Raw genomic sequence first — 23891 nt, 5'->3', positions numbered from 1 at the left:
GTATACCCTAGCGCTATCCCACTCCAAACGACCGCCGACGTGAATCTACCCAAACTCAACGCTCCCGACCTTGGCAATACGCCCTCGACCTCGGAAATCATCACCCGTCATTTGCGGGACGCGATCGTCGCCGGTCATTTTGCCGAGGATGAACCGATTCGCCAGGACGACATTGCCCGCCAGTTCAACGTCAGCAAAATTCCAGTGCGCGAGGCGCTCAAGCGACTGGAGGCCGAAGGCCTGGTGATGTTCCAGCGCAATCGCGGGGCGATGGTCACGCGGATTTCCGATGCGGAACTGGCGCAGATGTTCGAAGTGCGCATGTTGCTGGAGGACAAGGTGTTGCGCCTGGCCATTCCCAACATGACCGAACAGACCTTCGCCCGTGCCGAGAGTATCTGCCAGGAATTCATCGGCGAAGACGACGTAGGGCGCTGGGCCGAGCTCAACTGGGAGTTGCATTCCTGCCTGTACGAGCCGGCGCAGCGACCGTTTCTGGTCAGCCTGATTCGTTCGGTCAACGACAAGCTGGAGCGCTACCTGCGCATGCAGATGAGCCTGTCCGCCGGCAAAGAGCGTGCCGATCACGAGCACCGCGAGATCCTTGCAGCCTGCCGTGCCAAGAATGTGGATCTGGCGGTGAAGCTGTTGGACGAGCACATTGCCGGGGTCTGCAAGACCCTCTTCGAGCATCTGCCACACGCTCACTGACTGCTGCGGACACTGTGCTGATTTCGTCATCGGCACCGGTTAAATCCATCAAGCCGACACCCGACCGCACGGGCCACTCTAGCGTTCACTCAACCGAATGGACGTGGCCCTCCCATGAAAAGCATCTCCGTCATCGACTCCCACACCGGCGGCGAACCGACTCGTCTGGTGACCGCCGGTTTTCCTGATCTGGGTCGTGGCAGCATGGCTGAACGACGCAAAATCCTCGCCGAACAGCATGACCAATGGCGTGCGGCGTGTGTGCTGGAACCACGGGGCAGTGATGTGCTGGTGGGCGCCCTGCTCTGCGAACCCGTGGACCCGAGTGCCTGTGCCGGAGTGATTTTCTTCAACAACAGCGGTTACCTGGGCATGTGCGGCCACGGCACCATCGGCCTGGTGGCTTCTCTGGCGCATATGGGCAAGATCGGGCCCGGCGTGCACAGCATCGAGACGCCGGTGGGCACGGTGCAAGCCACCCTGCACGACGACCACACGGTCAGCGTGCGCAATGTCCCCGCCTATCGTTATCGCAAGGATTTGGCATTGCAGGTGCCGGGGATCGGTCAGGTGATCGGCGATGTCGCCTGGGGCGGCAACTGGTTTTTCCTGATCGCCGACCACGGCCTGCGGGTGTCGGGCGACAACCTTGAGACGCTGACCGCTTATACCTACGCGGTGCAGCAAGCACTCGAAACCCAGGGTATTCTCGGTGAAGACGGCGGCCTGATCGATCATGTCGAACTGTTCGCCGATGACGATCACGCCGATAGCCGCAACTTCGTGCTCTGCCCCGGCAAGGCCTACGACCGTTCACCGTGCGGCACCGGCACCAGCGCGAAACTGGCGTGCATGGCGGCTGACGACACCTTGCAGCCAGGGCAGATCTGGCGCCAGGCGAGTGTGATTGGCAGCGAATTCGAAGGCTCCTTCGAATGGCAAGGTGAGCGCATCATCCCGACCATTCGTGGCCGCGCCTTCATCAGTGCCGAAGCCCGCTTGATCATTGAACAGGACGATCCGTTCGCCTGGGGTATTCGCCCATGAACCAGGGCCGTGTGGCCGATGTAATCGTCATCGGTGCCGGCATCATCGGCGCGGCCTGCGCCCAGGCGCTGGCGCGTCGCGGCTTGCAGGTACTGGTGCTCGATGCCGGCCTGCACAACGCGACGGCCGCGGGCATGGGCCACTTGCTGGTGCTCGACGACAACCCGGCCGAGCTGGCCCTGAGTGATTATTCCCTGCAACGCTGGCGCGAACACGGGCCGGACTTGCCCGACGGCTGTGCTTATCGCAACAACGGCACGCTCTGGCTGGCCGCCAACGCCGAGGAAATGGCGGTGGCCCACAGCAAATGCCTGAACCTGCAGGCTCAAGGGGTCGCCTGCGAACTGATCGGAGCCAGTGCCTTGCGCCAGCGCGAACCCGAACTGCGCGAGAGCCTTGAAGGGGGTCTGCTGATCAACGACGACGGCATTCTTTATGCGCCGGCCACGGCCAACTGGATGCTCGACACGCCGAACATTCGCCAGCGCCGGGCACGGGTCACGGAGGTCGATGGTCATCGGGTACGGCTCGATGACGGCCACTGGTTGAGTGCCGAAGCGGTGGTGCTGGCCAACGGTGTTCAGGCCAATGAACTGTGCCCCGATTTGCCCATCGAACCGAAAAAAGGACACTTGCTGATCACCGACCGCTACCCCGCCACCGTCACCCACACCCTGGTGGAACTGGGTTACGTCACCAGCGCCCATAACGCTAAAGGCCCGTCGGTGGCCTGCAATATTCAACCGCGTCCGACCGGGCAATTGTTCATTGGCGCCTCGCGGCAATTCGGCACGACCGACCCTCAGGTCGAAGGCTGGATGCTGGCGAAAATGCTCAAGCGTGCTGCCGAATACATGCCGGGGTTGGCCCGGCTCAATGGCATCCGCGCCTGGACCGGTTTTCGTGCTGCCAGCCCCGACGGCTTGCCGCTAGTGGGTCAGCACCCGCAACGTCGGGGCTTATGGCTGGCGGTCGGTCATGAAGGCCTGGGGGTGACCACAGCGCCCGGCACTGCGGATTTGCTGGTCGCGCAACTGTTCAACGAAACCCCGCCATTGGCCGCGCAACCCTACTTGCCCCAGCGTTTCCTCGGAGAACCTGTGTATGCCTGAATTGATGCTCGACGGTCATGCCCTGAGGGTCGCCGAGGGTACCAGCGTCGCCGCAGCCCTGGCGCTGGGCGGCAACGGTTGCAGTCGCACCTCGGTCAGCGGACAACGGCGCGCACCGCTGTGCGGCATGGGCATTTGCCAGGAATGCCGGGTGACCATCGACGGTCGCCGTCGCCTCGCTTGCCAGACCCTCTGCCGTGACGGCATGCAAGTGGAGACACAGCCATGAACGAATACGCCGACCTCTTGATCATCGGTGCCGGCCCTGCGGGCATGGCCGCCGCACTGGCAGCGGCCCCCAGTGGCGCACGCATTGTCATGCTCGACGACAATCCGCTGGCGGGCGGCCAAATCTGGCGCGATGGCCCGCAAGCCAGCCTCCCCGCTCGGGCCCGTCAGCTGCGTGAGCGCTTGCAGTCCCACACCAATATCCGCCATCACCGCGGCACGCGGGTGATCGCCAATCCCGGCCCGAAACAACTGCTGGTCGAAGACGACGATCACGGCTGGCTGATCAGCTATGACAAATTGATTTTGTGCACCGGTGCCCGCGAGTTGCTGCTGCCCTTCCCCGGCTGGACGCTGCCCGGGGTCACCGGGGCCGGGGGGTTGCAGGCACTGATCAAAGCCGGACTTGCGGTACGCGATGAGCGCGTGGTGATCGCCGGAAGCGGCCCCCTCTTGTTGGCCAGTGCGGCTACCGCCAAAAAACACGGGGCAACGGTGCTACGCATCGCCGAGCAAGCTTCATTCGCGTCTGTCGCTGGCTTCGCTGCGCAACTGCCTCGCTGGCCGGCGAAATGGTTGCAATCGTTCAGCTTGTTCAACCGTCATTACCGGGCAGCCACTCATGTCATCGCAGCCCTTGGTACCGAACGACTCGAAGGCGTGCGCCTGCAACAGCAAGGCAAAATCGTCGAGCTGGAATGTGATCGACTGGCCTGTGGTTTCGGCCTGATCCCGAATATCCAGCTGGGGCAGGCGCTGGCTTACGCCATCCAAGGACAAGCATTGGCGGTGGATACCTGGCAGGCCAGCAACCACCCCGACCATTTCGCGGCAGGTGAATGCACCGGGTTCGGAGGCAGTGAACTGGCCTTGGTGGAAGGTGCGATTGCTGGTCACGCCGCAGTGGGCGACGTTGCAGCAGCCCGCCAACTGTGGCCGCGCCGGGCACGCTGGCAGGGGTTCGCCAATGCGCTGAATCAGGCATTCGCCCTCGACCCGCAACTCAAATCCCTGGCACACCCCGACACCTTGGTTTGCCGTTGCGAAGATGTGGCATACGCAGCATTGGCCGGGCACACGGACTGGCGTGAGGCAAAGCTGGCCAGCCGCTGCGGCATGGGCGCCTGCCAGGGGCGTGTGTGTGGCGGTGCGGTGCAGCATCTGTTTGGCTGGCAACCTTCAGCGCCGCGCCCACCGTTCAGCCCGGCGCGGATCGAGACGTTGATGTGCCTGGACGACACCCCGCCCGCGTGATGATCCCATCGGGGGTTTCGGCCACGCTGCCGAGCCTCTATGATCCCGGGGGTCGCCATCAGGCCCCCAACGCCATGTACCCCTCGCTCACCACGTTTAAACCCTGCGACTTGCCGACGCTGCTGAACAGTCTTCAGCCGATCGCACCGCTGCTCGATACCCTGTCGGACGTGGTGTTTTTCATCAAGGATCGAGAAGCCCGTTACGCCTTCGTCAACCAGACCCTGGCCCGGCGATGCGGTTTCAAGCACAGTTCGGAACTGCTGGGGCGCACCGCTGAAATGGTCTTCCCGGATCAGTTCGGCCCGCTGTACACCGAACAGGATCGACGGGTGTTATCCAGCGGCCGTGTACTGGCCGACCAACTGGAACTGCACCTGTATTTCGGCAACCAGCCGATCTGGTGCCTGACCCACAAACTTGCCCTCAAAGATGAACAAGGTCGCATCGTTGGCCTTGCCGGCATTTCCCGCGATTTGCAATCGCCACAATCCAATCATCCTGCTTATCAGAAGCTCGCCGCGGTGGATGCGCATATCCGCAGCCACTTCGCGCGTCCCATCAGCCTCTCTGAATTGACGGCCATTGGCGGCTATTCCGTCGCGCAACTGGAGCGTCACTGCAAAAGGGTGTTCCAGCTCACACCGCGACAGATGATTCACAAGGCGCGCCTGGAAGAAGGTTCACGGTTGTTGTTGCATAGCGATTTACCGATTACCGAGATTGCCTTGCGTTGTGGGTATACCGACCATAGTGCTTTTAGCCGGCAGTTCCGGGCGTTGACCAGTTTGTCGCCGAGTCAGTATCGCGACAACCAACGCTAGACCTGTCACCGGTGTTCCCTAAAGGGGCGCCCGCACCACCATTGCTCCCATCTGTAACACCGGCCCGAATCACTCCGACACGGCGGTGCCCCTCTGCAACACTTCTACTTCAAGGGCTGGCGCTAAATTCACGGTTCTGACTGGAAATCGGCACGTTGATTGCTATTGTTAATATCGTATACGAAATCCTCAATACGATATCCAACAGCACTTCACTCAACCGAGGCCTCTATGAAAAACCCCGCATTTGCCGTAGCCCTCAGCGCTGTTCTCAGTACCCTCTTTGTCGCCAACGCCCAGGCCGACAAGCTCGACGACATCATCGAAGCCGGCAAGCTGCGCTGCGCCGTCACCCTGGACTTCCCGCCCATGGGTTTTCGCGATGCCAGCAATAACCCGGCCGGTTTCGATGTGGACTACTGCCGCGACCTGGCGAAGATCCTCGGGGTCGAGGCTGAAGTGGTCGAGACGCCGTTCCCGGACCGCATTCCGGCGCTGGTCTCCGGGCGCGCCGACGTGATCGTCGCCTCCACGTCCGACACCCTCGAACGGGCCAAGACCGTCGGCCTCACCGTGCCCTACTTCGCGTTCCAAATGGTGGTGCTGACCCGCGACGATACGGGCATCAATGGCTTTGACGACCTCAAAGGCAAACCCGTGGGCAACACCAGCGGCACCTATGAGGCCATCGCCCTGGAGAAAGACGTGAAGAATTGGGGCGCCGGCAGCTTCCGTGCCTATCAGTCGCAGAACGACACCCTGCTGGCCGTTGCCCAAGGCCACATCGACGCCACCGTGGTCACCAACACCGTCGCCGCCGCCACCCTCAAATCGGGTAAATACAAAAACCTCAAAGTCGCCGGTAACGCCCCGTACGTCATCGACTACGTGTCCCTCGGCGCCAAGCGCAACGAGTATGGCCTGCTCAACTACCTCAACCTGTTCGTCAACCAGCAGGTGCGCACCGGTCGCTACAAGGAGCTGTTCGTCAAATGGGTCGGCACCGATATCTCGCCGGCCAACCTGACCGTGCCACAGGTCTACTACTAAGATGTCCGGCATGCCTGGGTCCGTTTCTCTGGCCGGTCGCAGTCTGGTCGCGGGCGCTGCTCAAGGTGCCCTGCTGTTCGCCGATGTCGGGCTGAGTTTTTGGGGCGGAGTTGATTCCGGCAGTGGCGAGGTCATCGATCGCCACCACCCGCTCAGCGGCGAATTCCTGTCCGGGTGTGTGCTGGCGATTCCCAGCGGGCGCGGTTCGTGTACCGGCAGCAGTGTGTTGATGGAACTGATCAGCAACGGCCATGCACCGGCGGCACTGGTGCTGGCCGAACCGGATGAGATCCTGACCCTGGGCGTGCTGGTCGCACAGACTATTTTTGCCCGTTCCCTGCCGGTGCTCTGCATCGGCCGGGAGGCGTTCGCGACCTTGGTCGATCACGCTTTCGCCCGAGTCGATGGCGCCACGCTGGGCCTGTTCGAGTACCTGCCCGACGATACCTGGCAGGCGCTCGACAGACCTTCCACCGACAACCGCGCTTCAATCGAGCTCACCGAGTTTGATCAGGCGCTGCTCGACGGTCAGCACGGTCAAGCCGCGCAAATGGCTATGCACATCGTTCTGCGCATGGCCGAGCTGCAAGGGGCGCGAAGTCTGGTGGATGTCACCCAGGCGCACATTGACGGTTGCATCTACACCGGACCGGCAAGCCTGCGCTTTGCCCAACAGTTGGTGCAATGGGGGGCCAAAGTGCGGGTGCCCACCACCCTCAATTCGATTTCCGTGGACCAGCGCCGCTGGCGCGAATTGGGCATCGACCCGGCCCTCGGCGAGCCGGCCAGTGCCCTGGGCGATGCCTATATGGCGATGGGTGCGCAACTAAGCTACACCTGCGCGCCCTACCTGCTCGACACTGCGCCCAAGGCAGGCGAGCAAATTGTCTGGGCCGAATCCAATGCCGTGGTGTACGCCAACAGCGTGCTCGGCGCACGCACCCTGAAGTACCCGGACTACCTCGACATCTGCATCGCCCTCACCGGCCGCGCCCCGCTGATCGGCTGCCACCTGGACGCGCAACGCAAGGCCCGCTTGCAGATCGAGCTGCCGGTACTCGGTGAACTAGACGATGCCTTTTATCCGTTGCTCGGTTATCACATCGGTGCCCTGGCTGGCAGCCGTGTGCCGCTGGTACTGGGCCTGGAGAACCGCCAGCCGAGCCTCGACGATCTCAAAGCCTTCGGCGCAGCGTTTGCCACCACCTCGGCGGCGCCGCTGTTTCATATCGCCGGGGTGACACCGGAAGCCATCGACCCGACACAGGTGCTGGAACCGGGTGTATCCATACCCGTGGAAAAAATCCGCCTGAGAGACCTGCTGAAAAGTTGGCGCGAGCTCAACAGTGCCCGTGACCAGCGGGTGGATGTGGTGTCGCTGGGCAACCCGCATTTTTCCCTCAGCGAATTCGCGCATCTGGCGCGGCTGTGCCGGGGTCGGCACAAACACCCGAACGTGGTACTCGCCATCACCTGCGGCCGCGCGGTGCTGGAACAGGCACGCCTGGCCGGGCATATCGCGGTGATCGAAGCGTTCGGCGCCACCCTGGTCACCGACACCTGCTGGTGCATGCTCGGCGAGCCGGTGATTCCACCTGCCGCCACCACGCTGATGACCAACTCGGGCAAATACGCCCACTACGCACCCGGGCTGGTGGGTCGCAAGGTGCATTTCGCCAGTCTGGCCGAGTGTGTCGATTCCGCGTGCAACGCCATCGCCAGCGAACGACTGCCGGCATGGCTGCAACCCGCCGCCCAACTGGAGAGCCCCGCGCATGTTTGACTACACCTTCCAATGGCGCTCAGCCCTGCGCGCCTTGCCGGACATGCTCGCCGGCGCCGTGGTCACCTTCGAGACCGCGGCCCTGTCGATGATCTTCGGGGTGCTCATCGCCCTGGCTCTGACGGTCATGCGCGAAAGCAAGAACCCGCTGCTGCGCGGCATCGGCAACGGCTGGGTGTCGATTGCCCGCAACACGCCCTCGCTGTTCCAGATCTACATCCTTTACTTCGGCCTCGGATCGCTCGGATTGCATGTCAGCTCTTGGCTCGCGCTGCTGGCCGGGATCACGTTCAACAACGCGGGCTACCTGGCGGAAACCTTTCGCGGYGGGCTCAAGGCCGTGCCCCAGACCCAGGTGCGCGCCGCCCGTTCACTGGGCATGAGCGCCTTTCAGACCTATCGCATGATCGTCGTCCCGCAGCTGCTGCGCATCGTGTTCTACCCGCTGACCAACCAAATGGTCTGGGCGGTGTTGATGACGTCGCTGGGGGTGATCGTCGGGCTGAACAATGACCTGACCGGGGTGACCCAGGACTACAACGTCAAAACCTTCCGCACCTTCGAGTACTTCGCGATTGCGGCGGTGCTGTATTACGCGATTGCCAAGGCGATTGTCGCGAGCGCCCGGTTGATGGCCTGGCGGTTGTTTCGTTACTGAGGAGCTGTCCATGTTTGCCACCGGTTTTTCCTCGAATGACCTGCTGTTCCTGCTCAATGGCGCCTGGGTCACGCTGCAATTGACGTTCTGGTCGATCATCCTCGGCTCCATCGCCGGGCTGCTGTTCGGCTTGCTGCGCGCCCTGCTGCCACGGGCCAGTTTGCCGCTGGCCTGGGTGCTGGACGTGTTTCGCAGCGTGCCGTTGTTGATCCAGTTCGTGCTGTTCAACTCACTCAAAAGCATCGTCGGCCTGAACATCAGTGCCTTCAGCGTCGGTTGCATCGTGCTCGGGGTGTACACCGCCGCGTACTTCACCGAGATCGTGCGCGGTGGCGTGCTGGCGGTGCCCTTCACGGTACGCCGGGCCAGCCGCTCACTGGGCCTGAGTTTCTTGCAGGACCTGCGCTGGATCGTCCTGCCGATGGCCACGCGAGTCGCCTTCCCCGGCTGGCTGAACCTGGTGCTCGGTGTGATGAAAGACACCGCGCTGGTGATGTGGATCGGCATCGTCGAACTGCTGCGCGCCTCGCAAACCATCGTCACCCGCATCCAGGAGCCGTTGCTGGTGCTGTGCATCGCGGGCCTTATCTACTACGTCATGAGCCTGGTGGTTGCACGCCTCGGCGCTCGTCTGGAAAGAAGGTGGCAGGAAAATGATTGAGATCGACAACGTACACAAATCGTTCGGCAACCTCGAAGTGGTCAAGGGCGTGAACCTGACCGTGAACAAGGGTGAGGTGGTGTCGATCATCGGCGGCTCCGGCTCCGGCAAATCCACCTTGTTGATGTGCATCAACGGCCTGGAGCCGATCCAGAAGGGCAACATTCGCGTGGACGGGGTCGAGGTCCACCACAGCGCCACCGACCTTAACCGACTGCGGCAGAAGATCGGCATCGTGTTCCAGCAATGGAACGCCTTTCCGCACCTGACGGTGCTGGAAAACGTCATGCTCGCCCCGCGCAAAGTGCTGGGCAAAAGCAAAGCCGAAGCCGAGGAACTGGCGGTGCAACAACTGACCCACGTCGGTTTGGGCGACAAGCTCAAGACCTTCCCCGGCAAGCTGTCCGGCGGTCAACAGCAACGCATGGCCATCGCCCGCGCCCTGGCGATGTCACCGGACTACATGCTGTTCGACGAAGCCACTTCAGCCCTCGACCCGCAACTGGTGGGCGAGGTGCTGGACACAATGCGCATGCTCGCCGAAGACGGCATGACCATGGTGCTGGTGACCCACGAGATCCGCTTCGCCCGCGATGTGTCTGACCGTGTGGCGTTCTTCCGCAATGGGCTGGTGCATGAGATTGGCTCGCCGGATCAGGTGATTGGCAATCCGGTGCATGCGGAGACAGCGGCGTTTCTCAAATCGGTGAAATAGCGGATGGCCCCATCGCGGGCAAGCCCGCTCCCACAGTGATTTGCGTACACCACCAAACCATGTGGGAGCGGGCTTGCCCGCGATGAGGCCCCAACAGACACAACAAGGAACAGACAATGCGCTCATCAAAAATAATCCATGTCGTCAGCTGCCACGCCGAAGGCGAAGTCGGCGACGTGATCGTCGGCGGTGTCGCCCCGCCGCCCGGTGCCACCGTGTGGGAACAGTCGCGCTGGATCGCCAGGGATCAGACCCTGCGCAACTTTGTGCTCAACGAACCGCGCGGTGGCGTGTTTCGTCACGTCAACCTGCTGGTACCGGCCAAAAACCCGCGGGCGCAGATGGGCTGGATCATCATGGAGCCGGCGGACACCCCGCCGATGTCCGGTTCCAACTCACTGTGCGTGGCCACGGTGTTGCTCGACAGCGGCATCCTGCCGATGACCGAGCCGCAAACCCGCATGGTGCTGGAGGCCCCCGGAGGCCTGATCGAGGTGGTTGCCGATTGCCGTGACGGCAAGGTTGAACGGGTCGAAATCAAAAACGTGCCGTCCTTCGCCGATCGCCTGGATGCCTGGATTGAGGTGGAAGGCATCGGTTCTTTGAAGGTCGATACGGCCTATGGCGGCGACAGTTTCGTGATCGCCGATGCCAAGGGGCTGGGCTTTTCTATCAGCCCAGACGAGGCTGCTGATCTGGTGGCAGCCGGGCTGAAAATCACTCGGGCGGCCAATGAACAATTAGGCTTTGTGCATCCGCTGAACCCCGAGTGGTCGCACATTTCCTTCTGCCAGATCGCGGCACCCATAGTCCACGAGAATGGCATCGCCACAGGCGCCAACGCGGTGGTGATTCAACCCGGCAAAATAGACCGTTCCCCTACCGGTACCGGCTGCTCGGCGCGCATGGCGGTGTTGCAGGCCAAGGGCTTGATGCAGGTGGGCGAACGTTTTATCGGTCGTTCGATCATCGGTTCCGAGTTCCACTGCCGCATTGACTCAATGACCGAAGTGGCCGGCCGCGCCGCCATTTACCCGTGCATTTCCGGGCGGGCCTGGATCACCGGCACCCACCAATTGCTGCTTGACCCGAGCGATCCATGGCCACAGGGCTATCGCCTGTCCGACACCTGGCCGGGTGCCTGAGCGCTGAATCCCTGAACACCCAGACCAACGGCTACTAAATCCCCTGAAAAAATCGAAAAAGCACTGGCCGAATCTTTTCATTTTAAATATCGTATACGAAATACAATTAACGATCCGGAGGCAACAAATGAGCAAACGTATTAACTGGAGTGGCGTCTTCCCCGCGGTGACCACTCAATTCAACGATGACTTCACCATCAACCTGGATAAAACCCACCAGGTGATTTCCAACGTGATCCGCGATGGTGTGTCGGGCCTGGTGGTGTGTGGTTCGGTCGGCGAAAACACCTCGCTGACCGCCGAAGAAAAAATCGCCGTCACCGAAGTCGCCGTCGATGCTTCCCGCGGCCGGGTGCCGGTGATTTGTGGCGTGGCTGAATTCACCAGCGTGCAAGCGGCCAAGGTGGCCAACGCCGTGCGCAAGGTCGGCGTCGATGGCGTGATGCTGATGCCGGCGTTGGTCTACGGTTCCAAGCCGTTTGAAACCGCCGAGCACTATCGCTACGTGGCCAAGAATGCCGACGTGCCGCTGATGGTCTACAACAACCCGCCGATCTACAAAAACGACGTCACCCCGGACATCCTGATTTCCCTGGCCGACTGCGACAACGTGGTGTGCTTCAAGGACTCCTCCGGCGACACCCGGCGTTTCATTGACGTGCGCAATGAAGTCGGCGACCGCTTCGTGCTGTTCGCCGGCCTGGATGACGTGGTGCTGGAAAGCATCGCCGTCGGCGCCGAAGGCTGGGTCTCGGGCATGTCCAACGTGTTCCCGAAAGAAGGTGAAACCATCTTCCGCCTGGCCAAAGCCGGGCGTTTCGCCGAAGCCATGCCGATCTACGAATGGCTGATGCCGATCCTGCACCTGGATGCCCGTGCCGACCTGGTGCAGTGCATCAAGCTGTGTGAAGCCATAGCCGGTCGCGGCAGCGCGCTGACCCGTCCGCCACGCCTGGCGTTGCCGGAAGCGGATCGGCTGTTCGTCGAACAGATCATGGCCAAAGCCCTGGCGAACCGTCCGCAACTGCCGGATGTCGGTCTCTGAGTGATTGCCGGGCGGGCCTTCGCGGCCCGACCCGGCTGCCTGTTTTAGCGCCTCTACAGGAAACGTCAGCATGCCCAACCTTCAAGACACTCAACGCGCAACCACCCCCTCCGGACTCAAACGCGTCGTGGCCGCCGCCATGGCCGGCACCGTCGCGGAGTGGTATGAATTTTTTCTCTACGGCACGGCCTCGGCCTTGGTTTTCRGCCAACTGTTCTTTCGCCAGACCGACAGCCCCATCGACGGCATCATCGCCGCGTTCGCGCTGTACGCCGTGGGCTTTCTCGCCCGCCCGCTGGGTGGCCTGGTGTTCGGTCACTACGGTGACAAATTCGGCCGCAAGCGCCTGCTGCAACTGAGCCTGGTGGTCGTCGGTATCACAACATTCCTGATGGGTTGCCTGCCCGGATTCGACCAGATCGGTTACGCGGCGCCCGTGTTGCTGGTGCTGTTGCGGCTGATCCAGGGTTTCGCCTTTGGCGGCGAATGGGGTGGCGCGATTTTGCTGGTGTCCGAACACTGTCCGGATAACCGCCGGGGCTTCTGGGCCAGTTGGCCGCAAGCCGGTGTGCCGGCCGGGAATCTGGTCGCCACTGTCGCCCTGCTGCTGTTGTCCTCGAACCTGTCGGAGCAACAATTTCTCGCCTGGGGCTGGCGCGTGGCGTTCTGGTTCTCGGCGGTGGTGGTGTTGATCGGCTACTGGATTCGCACCAGTGTCGATGACGCACCGATTTTCAAGGAAGCCCAGGCTCGTCAGGCTCACACCAAGCAGCAACAACTGGGCGTGGTCGAAGTGCTGCGTCATCACTGGCGCTCGGTGCTGGTAGGAATCGGCGCGCGGTTTGCCGAGAACATTCTCTACTACACCGTGGTGACGTTCTCGATTACCTACCTCAAGTTAGTGGTGCACAAAGACACCTCAGAGATTCTGTTTCTGATGTTTGGCGCTCACCTGCTGCACTTCTTCATGATCCCGCTGATGGGTTACCTGTCCGATCTGGTCGGGCGCAAACCGGTCTACCTCGTTGGCGCGGTGCTCACCGCATTTTGGGGGTTCGTCGGCTTCCCGATGATGGACACCGGCAACAACTGGCTGATCATGGCCGCCATCACCCTGGGCCTGGCCATCGAATCGATGACCTATGCACCGTATTCGGCGCTGATGGCCGAGATGTTCCCGACTCACGTGCGCTACACCGCCCTCTCGCTGTGCTACCAGGTGGCGCCGATTTTCGCCGGTTCCCTGGCCCCGCTGATCGCGATCACGCTGCTCAACAAGTACCACAGCTCGACGCCCATCGCCTGGTACCTGGTCGGTGCCTCGCTGATCTCTGTCGTTGCCGTATGCCTGACCCGGGAAACCCGCGGCAAGTCGCTGCACGCGGTGGATGCGGAATCTGCTGCGCGGATCGCGGCGCTGGACAATGCCGCTCCCGCGACTCCGCGTCGAGGCGAYTCGCTGGCGTGAACCCAAGACCTGTAGGAGCGWGGCTTGCCCGCGATGGCGGTGTGTCATTCGACATTGAGGGTGAATGRCACACCGCCATCGCGGGCAAGCCWCGCTCCTACATGGGATGTATTACCTTTTGCCCGACAGGAGTTTTCATGTCCAAAATTCTCGGCCATAACTATATCGGCGGAACGCGCAGTGCCGCCGGCAGCATCGTTCTGCACAGCCATGACGCCAGCACCGGCGAGATATTGCCCTTCTCTTTCGTGCAAGCCACCGAGGCTGAAGTGAACGCCGCCGCACAGGCCGCTGCCGAAGCATTCCCGACCTTTCGCAATATGCCAGCAACACGCCGTGCAGATTTTCTGGAAGCCATCGCCGCACAACTGGATGCCCTGGATAACGAATTCGTCGCCCTGGTCACCCGGGAAACCGCATTGCCGAACGCACGGATACAGGGTGAGCGCGCACGCACCAGCGGCCAGATGCGCCTGTTCGCCCAGGTCCTGCGTCGCGGTGACTTTTATGGTGCCCGCATCGACCACGCCTTGCCCGACCGTCAACCGCTTCCCCGCAGCAACCTGCGTCAGTATCGGATCGGCGTCGGCCCCGTTGCGGTGTTCGGCGCCAGCAACTTCCCGTTGGCGTTCTCCACGGCCGGCGGCGATACCGCTGCGGCCCTCGCCGCTGGTTGCCCGGTGGTGTTCAAAGCCCACAGCGGACACATGGCGACCGCCGAACAGGTGGCCGATGCCATCCTCCGTGCAGCCGAACAGACCGACATGCCCAAGGGTGTGTTCAACATGATCTACGGCGCGGGCGTGGGTGAAGCCTTGGTCAAGCACCCAGCGATCCAGGCCGTCGGCTTCACCGGCTCGCTCAAAGGTGGCCGTGCGTTGTGCGACATGGCCGCCGCACGTCCACAACCAATTCCGGTGTTTGCTGAAATGAGCAGCATCAATCCGGTCGTGGTGTTGCCCGAAGCCCTTCACGTTCGTGGCGAGAAAATTGCCAGCGAACTAGCTGCCTCTGTGGTGCTCGGCTGCGGCCAGTTCTGTACTAATCCGGGACTGGTCATCGGTATGYGCTCTGCGCAATTCAGTGCCTTCACCGAGACCCTCACGGCGCTGCTGGCAGAGCAACCGGCGCAAACCATGCTCAACGCGGGCACCCTCCGCAGCTACGAAAAAGGTGTGCAGGCCTTGCTTAGCCACCCGGGCGTGACCCACCTGACCGGCCATGGCCAACACGGCAATCAGGCGCGCGCGCATCTGTTCAAGGCTGACGTCAGTCTGTTGCGCAAAGGTGATCCGTTGCTACAGGAAGAAGTGTTCGGCCCGACCACACTCATCGTCGAAGTGGCCGACAAAGCCGAACTGCGCCAAGCGCTGAACAGTTTGCACGGTCAACTCACCGCGACCCTGATTGGCGAACCCCAGGACTTGCATGACCACGCAGAGCTGCTGGCCCTGCTTGAACAAAAGGTCGGCCGGGTGCTGTTCAATGGCTACCCGACCGGCGTCGAAGTGTGTGATGCGATGGTGCATGGCGGCCCCTACCCGGCCACCTCCGATGCCCGTGGCACCTCGGTCGGCAGCCTGGCCATCGAGCGTTTCCTGCGCCCGGTGTGCTACCAGAATTGCCCGGACGCGCTGTTGCCCGACCCGCTGAAAAACGCCAATCCACTGGGCATTGCCCGGTTGGTCGACGGCAACAGCCACCGAAACCCGATCTGAAAAATACCCAAATAACCTGTAGGAGTGACCCTGCTCGCGATAGCGGTGGGTCAGTCAACAGAGATGTTGAATGTGCCGGCTCCATCGCGAGCAGGCTCGCCCACAAGTACTGAGTCAGGTCAGCAATGCCTTGAGGTCGTTATACAACGCCTCGGGTATCTGCACGCCCTCCACCAGGCTACGCGCCCGCGCTTCGTATCGGCGTTGGGAGGGCAAGCGTGCGCCCTGCCCTTCGATACCCTGGAACAACGCTTCGGCCCTGGCCAGGTGCACCTCCGTCGAGTCCCCCAAAAAACGCCGTGGATCAAGGGCAATGATCAGTTCCCCATGGTACGGCGACGACTTGCTGCCCGCGTCGTAAGCCAGCGACTCGGCGCTGGTGAGGTCTCCAATCAACGGCCCGGCAATCAACTCCACCATGGCCGCCAGCGCCGAGCCCTTGTGCCCGCCGAATGTCAGCATCGCGCCGCTGTCGAGTACGACGTTGGCATCGGTGCTGGGCTGCCCTTCCCCGTCCACACCCCAGCCCTCGGGGATCGCTTTGCCGGCACGTCGGTGCAGTTCGATGTCGCCACGGGCAATGGCGCTGGTGGCGAAGTCGAACACAAAAGGATCCTGTCCCTGACGGGGCCAGCCAAAGGCAATGGGGTTGGTGCCGAACACCGGCAAGCGCCCACCGGCCGGAGCCACCCAGGCGTGACTGGGATTACACGCCAACGCCACCAGGCCGGCAGCGGTCAACTGTTCGATCTCCACCCACAGCGCCGAGAAATGCACGCAGTGATTGATCGCCAACGCCGCAATTCCGTTGGCTCGGGTTTTCTCCGTCAACAGCGGTAAACCCGCCTGAAACGCCAGCTGCGAAAAACCTCCGCCGGCATCCACCCGCACAATCGAGGGTGCCTGATTGATCACGTCGGGTTCAGCCGTGGCCGACACTTTGCCGGCCCGCAGGGAATTGACGCACCCCAGAATCCGGTACAAACCGTGAGAGGCACAGCCGTCACGCTCGCCGGCAGTCACCGTCGTCGCCACCGCACGCGCATGAGCCTGGTTAAAACCGTTGTGCAACAGGATCGATTTGGCCAACGCGTGGGCTTCGATCAGGGTCAGTCGGATCATGGTCATCTCCTTGAACAGACCGGTCAGGGTGGTCTATTCGAGGCGACAGGGCTTGATGGGTTTGCACGCAGGGAGTGACGAAATCAGCACAGGGGCTTCATCAAGGACCTGCGACAGTGCAATGTCGATCAATGCACTGCCGCCCCCTATCGGTCAGGCCTTCGTGCTGCGTGCAACCGGCACAACCACCGCCGATTTCCTCGCCAGCAGGTAGTAAAGAACACCCGGCACCACCAACCCGACAATCCAGGAAATATCCACGCCGCCGAGCTGCGCGACCATCGGCCCGGAGTAGAAGTGGGTGTCGACAAAAGGCAGCTGGATCAACACGCCGCTGACATACACGCTGATCCCCAACACGTTCCAGCGACCGTAACGCCCCGCCGGGTCGGACAAGGCCGGGATGTCATAGCGCTCCTTGTTGATGAAGTAGTAGTCCACCAGGTTGATCGCGCTCCACGGGGTGAAGAACGTCAGCAAGAACAGGATGAAGTACTTGAACGAGTTCAGGAACGAGTACTGTCCGAGCAGCGCGAGCGTGGTCGATGCCGCGACGATCAGCAACACAAACACCATGCGCTGGCGGGCGGTGATTTCCAGGCGACTGCGGAAGCCACTGATGATCGTTGCCACGCACATGAAGCTGCCATAGGCGTTAAGTGTGGACACCGTGACCTTGCCAAACACCACGCTCAGGTACAGCAGCGACGCCACCACCCCGGTACTGCCCAGGCCGACGATGGTCGCCACTTCGTGACCACGAAAGTTGGCGCCAGCCAACGCAGCGGCAAACACCCCTAGCACCATCGACGCCTGGGCGCCGAGCACGGTCCCCAGGCCGACGGCGGCGAAGGTTTTCCAGGACGAGGTTTTGCTCGGCAAGTACCGCGAGTAGTCGGCCACATACGGGCCAAACGCAATCTGCCACGACGCCGACAGCGACACCGCCAGTAGGAACGTGCTCCAGCCAAAGTGGCGGTTTTCCAGGAGCAGGCCGATGTCGTTGAGGGTCATCAAGCGGGTGAACAGGTAGGCGAAGGCGATGATGCCCAGCACGCTGGCCACCCTTCCCACCAGGTGAATCACCCGATAGCCGAAGATCGTCAGGAACGCGATGCACGCGGCAAATATCAGGATGCCGGTGCTGTCGCTGACGCTGATCAACTGGGCAATCGCCTGCCCCGACAGCACTGCGCCGGTGGCGCTGAAACCGAGGTACATCAGGCACACCAGGACAATCGGGATCGCCGCGCCGTGGACCCCGAACTGTACACGGCTGGAGATCATCTGCGGCAGACCCAGTTTCGGTCCCTGTGCAGCGTGCAAGGCGACGACCGCTCCACCGAGCAACTGGCCGATCAGCAAGCCGATCAACGACCAGAACACATCTCCCCCCAACACCACGGCCAGCGCCCCGGTGACGATCGCGGTGATTTGCAGGTTGGCACCCAGCCACAGGGTGAACTGACTGTAGAGGCTGCCATGCCGCTCGGCCTCGGGGATGTAATCGATCGAACGTGTTTCGATCAGGGGACTTCGTTGTTGATTGTCTCGGAGCTGGGTCATTATTTTTTTCTCTTCCAAGGTAGAACGAATTCACGCAATTCAAGGTGGGCATGGGTAATGCCGATCAGTTAAGCCCTAACGCGATCCGTAGCAGCTGGCGAAGCCTGCGTCCGGCTGCGCAGCAGTCGTAAAACCTGAATTTGCGGTCTACCTGAAACACCGCATCGACTGATTTCACGACTGCTGCGCAGCCGGACGCAGGCTTCGCCAGCTGCTACAGAAATTGCGTTACAGCAGATATTGCTTAACTGATCGGCATTAGTGGGCATGGGGTTATTTCTGTTGTTCGGCCATGGCCACTTGTCCCACGAACGGCGCCTTGGCCCATACGACTTTGCCACCGACCACCGTCATCAGCACAGCGTTGCGGGCCAATTCATCTTCAGGCACCTGCATGAAGTTTTTGTCCAGCACGATCAGGTCCGCAAACTTGCCGACCTCGACCGAACCGACGACGTTCTCCAATTTCAGTTGCTCGGCGGCGTTGAGGGTGATGGTGCGCAGCACTTCGGCACGGGACAGCGCCGGGTCGGCATTCAGTCGGCCGGCGTACTTGGGGCCATAGCTGTGCGGGTTCAGCGGATCACCTGAGCGGGTGACACCGATCTTCAGCGCCAGGAACTCATCAAGCGGGTCGACGGGCCAGTCGCTGCCATACGCCACGCGACCGCCAGCGCGGGCGATACTGCCCGAGGGTTCCATGCGGGCAAAACGCGCAGGCCCGAGATGATCGCTGGTGCCGTCGACCGTGGACGGCGCTTGCTGAGCCCATTGGAAGGACATGTTGGCAGTCACGTCGAGGGCCTTGAAGCGCCCATAGTCGGCGGGGTCCACGGACTCGTTGTGGGTGATGGCTGGGCGAAAGCCGTTGCCGGGCAACTGCTGACGCACGTATTCGATGCCATCGAGGGAGTCCCGCACGGCGCGGTCCCCGGTGGCGTGCAGGTGCGGGTCGAGGCCGGCTTGCACGGCTTGCAACAGCAGCGGCTTGAGCACTTGCGGCGGGAAATACAGCTCGCCGATGTTTTTGCCCGGCGCCCATTTTGGCGCCTTATCGGTACCGGCGTTGTGCAGGTACGGCGTCAACATCGCACCGGTGTCCGCCGGCGCATTGATGATGCCATCCATGAACAATTTGACGTGACGCATGCTCACGCCGGGCGCGACTTTGGCTTCGCCCTGGTCGTAAGTCGCAGCCATCGCCTTGGCCTCGGCGATGGTTTTCGCCGGGTCGGCTGCAGCGGCGGCCGGGTCCAGTTTGATCGCCAGCAAGGCCCGGGCGGTCAGCTCGCCCGACTGCTGCAATGTTGTGAATGCTTTGCCATTCTCCGGTCCTGACAAGGCATCGAAGAAACTGGTGATGCCCTGCTGGCGCATCGCATCGAGCGCGGCGCGGGTCTGGTTGAGTTTTTCCGCGTCGGTGGCCGGCGGTACCACGGCGGCCATGGCATCGGCTGCACCGTCTTCGCAGATGCCGGTGAGGTTGCCGGCACTGTCGCGTACGTACTTGCCGTCACTCGGGTTGGGCGTGTTTTTGTTGATGCCGGCGACGGCAAGTCCACGCGAGTTGGTCAACACAGAGTGGAAATCGGTGGAGCGCACCTGAATCGGCCGCTGGGTCTTGAGTGCGTCCAGCGTCGATTTGTCCGGATCGCCGTCGAGTCCGTCCATGCCCATCCGGTCCCAGCTGCCCACTTCGAGCCAGACATCCGGCCCTTTATCCTTGTCGGCATCCAGGCACGCCTGAATGGTTTTCTGAAACTCATTGCGCGTCATGGTCTGGTATTTCAGGTCACACAAGGTCATGGCGCGACCGCCATCCCCCGGATGCATGTGCGCATCGATGAACCCCGGCATCAGCATGCGCCCCGCCAGATCGATCAATTGGGTTTGCTTGCCGATGTACGAGGCAACCCCATCGTCATTGCCGACATAGACAATCTTCCCGCCCGTGACGGCGATCGCCTGCTGCACCGAGTTCTGGCCATCGACGGTGTAGACATAGCCGTTGCGCATGACCATGTCTGCGGGCGTCGAACTTTTGGTCTGGCACCCCACCAGCGTCAGACCGGAAAATGCCGTGGTTGCCGCAACGGCGACAAAAAGCCTGGAAAATTTCAACTGCCCACCTCTGTTTTTATAGTTTTGGAAGAGGCCCGACCAGCCTGCGCGCAAGCCCCTGAAATGCAAGGCATACCCTATCGCGCGCGGCCGCTGGATGGACCTCTACAAATGAGGAGGGGTCAGTGAATGAGTGGGCGTCACAGAGATTCGCGGCGGGTAGCCTGCGCAGACAAAACAGAACCCAACTCAACCTTGCTCTTCACGCCCAGCTGCAAGTAGCAGTTGCGCAAGTAGGTGCGCACGGTCGCGGGGCTCAAGGCGAGGATTTTGGCGATCTCTTTATACGAGTGACCGGCCGCGAACAGCATCGCCGCCGTCCGCTCCCGTGGCGCCAGCACGGCCCCGCGTGACTGGGTTTCGAGGGACAGAATGACGTGCCTGGCATTCGGGCTGAGGGTCAGCGCACAGCGCCCCAGTCGCATGACGCTTGGCGCGTTCGGCAGTTGGGCAATCACCTGCGCCGGCAGCATCGAACCGCTCCACCCCGGCACTTCGCGCTGGATCGCCGCGCACAGGCTGGCGCCCACATACAGCAGCGTGCCGTCCATGCGCGCGACTCCGAAGTCGCTGGCGCCGTTACCGGTGTCGAACCGGATCATGTCTTGCACCTGAAATCGCCACAGCTGCAACAGGTGATCGCAGAAGGCGGAAAACAACGCCGCCTCGCTGTCGTTGAAGGCCAGTACCTGTTCGCCACGATAGAGGCAGACAAAAAACATCAAACCGCTTTCGGGCAATTCGAAGGTGATGCACATCGGGTGGTAAAGGTCATGCCGGCGAGCGAAGGCGTCGACTTCTTCATGGGGATCGGTGAAGCCACTGTCGCGCACCACTTCACCGGGCTGGCTCAAGGTGTCATGGGAGAATTTGTCGCTGCCCGCGCTCTTGTGCCATTCGGCGGCAAACGATTCGGGCAGGTCGATACGCCCGTGCATCCAGCTTTTCGGCGCCGCATGGGCGTCTGACGTGGACATCTCGCCCCACCATGCCGAAGCAAACGGCACCAGTGGGCGAAAGGCTTGCAGCCCGTCTTCGATGAACTGCGAGGCGCCGCGCTCCCGAGCCAGTCGCCCGAGGTGCAACACGCAATTATTGAATGCCTTGAGCATTGCCATCGACGGTGTGCCGCCGAGCTGATCCCCCTCCTCCATCTTCTGAATCCTGTTGATTGCGTGGCATTTTTTCGACCATGCCATAGGGGCAGCGACGGCGTCCAGAAACACGTTGAATCGCCCACTTTCAGGCTGATTTATCAGGCATCAAACCGCAAAACTTGCAATAAACGACAGTAGGCTAAGCTAAGGATCAGCTTATTGCGCACGATGCTCGCTCCGGCAGGGTTTGGGTTTTTCTGAAGAGCGTCTGCAACAGCTATTTCAGACTGGCCCACACTTTCACGCAGGACTGACGTGATGACCGAGCCCCTCCTCAGCTTTGATGAATTGAAGCGTGCCGCTGTGTCCGGCGAAATCGATACCGTACTGGTCTGCATGGTCGACATGCAGGGACGTCTGGTCGGCAAGCGATTCCAGGTCGAGTTTTTTATCGACAGCGGCCATGAAGAAACCCACTGCTGCAACTACCTGCTGGCCGACGACATCGACATGGAGCCCGTGCCGGGTTATGCCGCCGCCAGCTGGAGCAAAGGCTATGGCGACTTTGTGCTCAAGCCCGACATGTCCACCTTGCGCCGGGTGCCATGGCTGGAATGCACGGCGCTGGTGCTCTGTGATGTACTCGATCACCACCATCGACGCGACTTGCCGCACAGCCCTCGGGCGATCCTGAAGAAGCAGATCGAACGCCTGCGCGAGCGTGGCTATACCGGCATGTTCGCTTCGGAACTGGAGTTCTATCTGTTCGATGAGAGCTACGAGGCCATCCACGAGCGCAACTACCAAAAGCCAAAAACCGCCGGCCACTACATCGAGGATTACAACATCCTGCAGACCACCCGCGAAGAGCCGGTGCTGCGGGCGATTCGCAAGCATCTGCAGGCCAGCGGCATTCCCGTGGAAAACTCCAAGGGTGAATGGGGCCCGGGCCAGGAAGAGATCAACATCCGCTACGCCGATGCCCTGACCATGGCCGACCACCACGTCATCATCAAACACGCCTGCAAAGAGATTGCGCAACTGCAAGGCAAGGCGATCACCTTTATGGCAAAGTGGCGCTATGACGCCGCCGGGTCCAGCAGCCACATCCATAATTCGCTGTGGGACAAGAACGGTAAAAAGCCGTTGTTCTTCGACGCCAAGGCCGAATTCGGCATGTCGACACTGATGCGTTCCTGGGTCGCCGGGCAACTCAAGTACGCCAACGACATCACCTGTTTTCTCGCGCCCTACATCAACTCGTACAAGCGCTTCCAGGCCGGCACGTTTGCACCGACGCGGGCGGTGTGGAGCCGGGACAACCGCACCGCCGGCTTTCGCCTGTGCGCAGAAGACAGCAAATCCATCCGTATCGAATGCCGCATCGGCGGTGCTGACCTCAACCCGTATCTGGCCTTTGCGGCCCTGATCGCGGCGGGCCTGGCCGGGATCGACGAGAAGCTCACCCTCGCGCCGCCCTTTGAAGGCGACGCCTACCTCGACGAACACTTGCCGGAAGTTTCCAAGACCTTGCGCGAAGCCTGCGCCGCACTCCAGACCTCCAGCATGTTGCGCGAAGCATTCGGTGATGAAGTGATCGACCACTACGTGCACACCGCCGAATGGGAACAGAAAGAGTACGACCGGCGGGTCACCGATTGGGAATTGCAGCGCGGCTTTGAACGCTATTGAGGTCACCATGACGGCAATCATTCAACTCATTTCCCCGGTCGATGGCCGGGTTTACGCTGAACGTCGTTACGCCGATCCAGCGCAAATCGAGCAATCGCTGGAGGCAGCTGCCACCGCCCAGACGCAATGGAAACGCCGGCCACTGAGCGAACGTGCCGCTTTTTGCAGTGCGGTGGTGGACGCGATGCTGGCGATGAAAACTGACATCGTGCGGGAACTGGCCTGGCAAATGGGGCGCCCGGTGCGTTTTGGCGCGGGCGAATTGCGCGGTTTCGAAGAGCGTGCCCGCCACATGATCGCCATTGCGCCTGAAGCCCTGGCAGCGATTGAACCCGCGCCAGTCAGCGGTTTCCGCCGGCACATCCAGCGTGATCCATTGGGGACAGTGCTGGTCATTGCGCCATGGAATTACCCGTACCTGACCGCCGTGAATACGATCATTCCAGCGCTGATGGCCGGCAACAGCGTGATCCTCAAACACTCATCGCAAACCCTACTGGTTGGCGAACGGTTCGCCGAGGCCATGGCCCGCGCCAACCTCCCGGCCGGGCTGTTCCATAACCTGCTGCTCGACCATAGCCAGACCGCTGCGATCATTGGCTCGGGACGTGTTCATCAGGTCAATTTCACTGGCTCCGTCGGCGCCGGCAAGGCCATGGAAACTGCCGCCACCGGGCGCTTCCTAGGCGTCGGCCTGGAGCTCGGCGGCAAAGACCCGGCCTATGTTCGCGCAGATGCCAATCTCGACCATGCGGTAGAAAACCTGGTCGACGGCAGCTTTTTCAATTCCGGGCAGAGCTGCTGCGCGATCGAGCGCATTTATGTCGATAAGCAGGTCTACCCAGCCTTCATCGAGCGTTTCGCTGCCCTGACC

Annotated in this window: 21 protein-coding genes; 17 read left to right on the top strand and 4 right to left on the bottom strand. The window is 61.7% G+C overall.

What is annotated here, in order from left to right; all coding sequences use genetic code 11:
* Positions 1-39: 39 nt before the first annotated feature.
* The 15 genes from AC1DSG_RS06430 (at position 40) to AC1DSG_RS06360 (ending at position 15419) form a co-directional block, all read left to right on the top strand.
* Positions 40-711 carry a GntR family transcriptional regulator gene (locus AC1DSG_RS06430; protein WP_477790120.1) on the top strand — a complete coding sequence of 224 codons (672 nt, stop codon included), beginning with the start codon at positions 40-42 and terminating at the stop codon, positions 709-711.
* A 114-nt stretch (positions 712-825) separates the two neighbouring features.
* Positions 826-1758 carry a 4-hydroxyproline epimerase gene (locus AC1DSG_RS06425; RefSeq protein ID WP_477790119.1) on the top strand — a complete coding sequence of 311 codons (933 nt, stop codon included), beginning with the start codon at positions 826-828 and terminating at the stop codon, positions 1756-1758.
* Positions 1755-2870: an NAD(P)/FAD-dependent oxidoreductase gene (locus AC1DSG_RS06420; RefSeq protein WP_477790118.1), complete on the top strand. Its 1116-nt coding sequence runs from the start codon at positions 1755-1757 to the stop codon at positions 2868-2870. The genes AC1DSG_RS06425 and AC1DSG_RS06420 overlap by 4 nt, the downstream gene beginning before the upstream one ends.
* Positions 2863-3099, top strand: coding sequence for a (2Fe-2S)-binding protein (locus tag AC1DSG_RS06415; RefSeq protein ID WP_477790117.1), 237 nt, complete (start codon positions 2863-2865; stop codon positions 3097-3099). The genes AC1DSG_RS06420 and AC1DSG_RS06415 overlap by 8 nt, the downstream gene beginning before the upstream one ends.
* Positions 3096-4352 (top strand): FAD-dependent oxidoreductase, encoded by a 1257-nt coding sequence (locus AC1DSG_RS06410; RefSeq protein WP_477790116.1) that lies wholly within the window; start codon positions 3096-3098, stop codon positions 4350-4352. Before AC1DSG_RS06415 ends, AC1DSG_RS06410 begins: the two co-directional genes overlap by 4 nt.
* A gap of 74 nt (positions 4353-4426) precedes the next feature.
* Complete coding sequence (locus AC1DSG_RS06405; protein ID WP_477790115.1) at positions 4427-5176, top strand: AraC family transcriptional regulator; 750 nt, start codon at positions 4427-4429, stop codon at positions 5174-5176.
* 231 nt (positions 5177-5407) lie between these two features.
* Positions 5408-6226, top strand: a complete 819-nt coding sequence (locus AC1DSG_RS06400) for an ABC transporter substrate-binding protein (protein WP_477790114.1) — start codon at positions 5408-5410, stop codon at positions 6224-6226.
* A gap of 10 nt (positions 6227-6236) precedes the next feature.
* Positions 6237-8009, top strand: coding sequence for a cis-3-hydroxy-L-proline dehydratase (gene lhpI, locus AC1DSG_RS06395; RefSeq protein WP_477790113.1), 1773 nt, complete (start codon positions 6237-6239; stop codon positions 8007-8009).
* Positions 8002-8667, top strand: coding sequence for an amino acid ABC transporter permease (locus AC1DSG_RS06390; RefSeq protein ID WP_477790112.1), 666 nt, complete (start codon positions 8002-8004; stop codon positions 8665-8667). The genes lhpI and AC1DSG_RS06390 overlap by 8 nt, the downstream gene beginning before the upstream one ends.
* A gap of 10 nt (positions 8668-8677) precedes the next feature.
* Positions 8678-9328 carry an amino acid ABC transporter permease gene (locus tag AC1DSG_RS06385; protein WP_007944312.1) on the top strand — a complete coding sequence of 217 codons (651 nt, stop codon included), beginning with the start codon at positions 8678-8680 and terminating at the stop codon, positions 9326-9328.
* Positions 9321-10043 (top strand): amino acid ABC transporter ATP-binding protein, encoded by a 723-nt coding sequence (locus AC1DSG_RS06380; RefSeq protein ID WP_452627164.1) that lies wholly within the window; start codon positions 9321-9323, stop codon positions 10041-10043. The genes AC1DSG_RS06385 and AC1DSG_RS06380 overlap by 8 nt, the downstream gene beginning before the upstream one ends.
* A gap of 116 nt (positions 10044-10159) precedes the next feature.
* Positions 10160-11188 carry a trans-3-hydroxy-L-proline dehydratase gene (locus AC1DSG_RS06375; protein ID WP_477790111.1) on the top strand — a complete coding sequence of 343 codons (1029 nt, stop codon included), beginning with the start codon at positions 10160-10162 and terminating at the stop codon, positions 11186-11188.
* A 127-nt stretch (positions 11189-11315) separates the two neighbouring features.
* On the top strand, positions 11316-12233 hold the full coding sequence (locus tag AC1DSG_RS06370) for a dihydrodipicolinate synthase family protein (RefSeq protein WP_416129651.1): 918 nt from the start codon (positions 11316-11318) through the stop codon (positions 12231-12233).
* Between the two features lie 70 nt (positions 12234-12303).
* On the top strand, positions 12304-13701 hold the full coding sequence (gene abaF / locus AC1DSG_RS06365; protein ID WP_477790110.1) for a fosfomycin efflux MFS transporter AbaF: 1398 nt from the start codon (positions 12304-12306) through the stop codon (positions 13699-13701).
* Between the two features lie 137 nt (positions 13702-13838).
* On the top strand, positions 13839-15419 hold the full coding sequence (locus tag AC1DSG_RS06360; protein WP_477790109.1) for an aldehyde dehydrogenase (NADP(+)): 1581 nt from the start codon (positions 13839-13841) through the stop codon (positions 15417-15419).
* Between the two features lie 114 nt (positions 15420-15533).
* Here the strand turns inward: AC1DSG_RS06360 and AC1DSG_RS06355 are convergent, their stop codons facing one another.
* From AC1DSG_RS06355 to AC1DSG_RS06340, 4 genes are all read right to left on the bottom strand, one after another.
* The gene (locus AC1DSG_RS06355) at positions 15534-16541 is read right to left on the bottom strand and encodes an Ldh family oxidoreductase (RefSeq protein WP_477790108.1); all 1008 of its coding nucleotides are present in this window, start codon (positions 16539-16541) and stop codon (positions 15534-15536) included.
* Between the two features lie 153 nt (positions 16542-16694).
* Positions 16695-18107, bottom strand: coding sequence for a purine-cytosine permease family protein (locus AC1DSG_RS06350; RefSeq protein WP_477790107.1), 1413 nt, complete (start codon positions 18105-18107; stop codon positions 16695-16697).
* Between the two features lie 273 nt (positions 18108-18380).
* Positions 18381-20228 carry an amidohydrolase gene (locus tag AC1DSG_RS06345; protein ID WP_477790106.1) on the bottom strand — a complete coding sequence of 616 codons (1848 nt, stop codon included), beginning with the start codon at positions 20226-20228 and terminating at the stop codon, positions 18381-18383.
* Between the two features lie 140 nt (positions 20229-20368).
* The gene (locus AC1DSG_RS06340; protein WP_477790105.1) at positions 20369-21382 is read right to left on the bottom strand and encodes a helix-turn-helix transcriptional regulator; all 1014 of its coding nucleotides are present in this window, start codon (positions 21380-21382) and stop codon (positions 20369-20371) included.
* A gap of 261 nt (positions 21383-21643) precedes the next feature.
* Here AC1DSG_RS06340 and AC1DSG_RS06335 point away from each other — a divergent pair, with 261 nt between their 5' ends.
* Positions 21644-23017, top strand: a complete 1374-nt coding sequence (locus AC1DSG_RS06335) for a glutamine synthetase family protein (RefSeq protein WP_477790104.1) — start codon at positions 21644-21646, stop codon at positions 23015-23017.
* Between the two features lie 7 nt (positions 23018-23024).
* Positions 23025-23891 (top strand): aldehyde dehydrogenase family protein (locus tag AC1DSG_RS06330; RefSeq protein WP_477790103.1); only part of this gene is annotated, 867 nt, incomplete at its 3' end.

The sequence above is a fragment of the Pseudomonas sp. P5_A12 genome (assembly GCF_056400685.1).
This window is presented reverse-complemented; position numbering and strand designations above follow the sequence as displayed.

Bases quoted from the DNA above. Each gene is read 5' to 3' on its own strand.
- AC1DSG_RS06425 (WP_477790119.1), top strand. From the start codon at position 826: ATGAAAAGCATCTCCGTCATCGACTCCCACACCGGCGGCGAACCGACT.
- AC1DSG_RS06420 (WP_477790118.1), top strand. From the start codon at position 1,755: ATGAACCAGGGCCGTGTGGCCGATGTAATCGTCATCGGTGCCGGCATC.
- AC1DSG_RS06415 (WP_477790117.1), top strand. From the start codon at position 2,863: ATGCCTGAATTGATGCTCGACGGTCATGCCCTGAGGGTCGCCGAGGGT.
- AC1DSG_RS06410 (WP_477790116.1), top strand. From the start codon at position 3,096: ATGAACGAATACGCCGACCTCTTGATCATCGGTGCCGGCCCTGCGGGC.
- AC1DSG_RS06405 (WP_477790115.1), top strand. From the start codon at position 4,427: ATGTACCCCTCGCTCACCACGTTTAAACCCTGCGACTTGCCGACGCTG.
- AC1DSG_RS06400 (WP_477790114.1), top strand. From the start codon at position 5,408: ATGAAAAACCCCGCATTTGCCGTAGCCCTCAGCGCTGTTCTCAGTACC.
- lhpI (WP_477790113.1), top strand. From the start codon at position 6,237: ATGCCTGGGTCCGTTTCTCTGGCCGGTCGCAGTCTGGTCGCGGGCGCT.
- AC1DSG_RS06385 (WP_007944312.1), top strand. From the start codon at position 8,678: ATGTTTGCCACCGGTTTTTCCTCGAATGACCTGCTGTTCCTGCTCAAT.
- AC1DSG_RS06380 (WP_452627164.1), top strand. From the start codon at position 9,321: ATGATTGAGATCGACAACGTACACAAATCGTTCGGCAACCTCGAAGTG.
- AC1DSG_RS06375 (WP_477790111.1), top strand. From the start codon at position 10,160: ATGCGCTCATCAAAAATAATCCATGTCGTCAGCTGCCACGCCGAAGGC.
- AC1DSG_RS06370 (WP_416129651.1), top strand. From the start codon at position 11,316: ATGAGCAAACGTATTAACTGGAGTGGCGTCTTCCCCGCGGTGACCACT.
- AC1DSG_RS06355 (WP_477790108.1), bottom strand. From the start codon at position 16,541: ATGATCCGACTGACCCTGATCGAAGCCCACGCGTTGGCCAAATCGATC.
- AC1DSG_RS06350 (WP_477790107.1), bottom strand. From the start codon at position 18,107: ATGACCCAGCTCCGAGACAATCAACAACGAAGTCCCCTGATCGAAACA.
- AC1DSG_RS06340 (WP_477790105.1), bottom strand. From the start codon at position 21,382: ATGGAGGAGGGGGATCAGCTCGGCGGCACACCGTCGATGGCAATGCTC.
- AC1DSG_RS06335 (WP_477790104.1), top strand. From the start codon at position 21,644: ATGACCGAGCCCCTCCTCAGCTTTGATGAATTGAAGCGTGCCGCTGTG.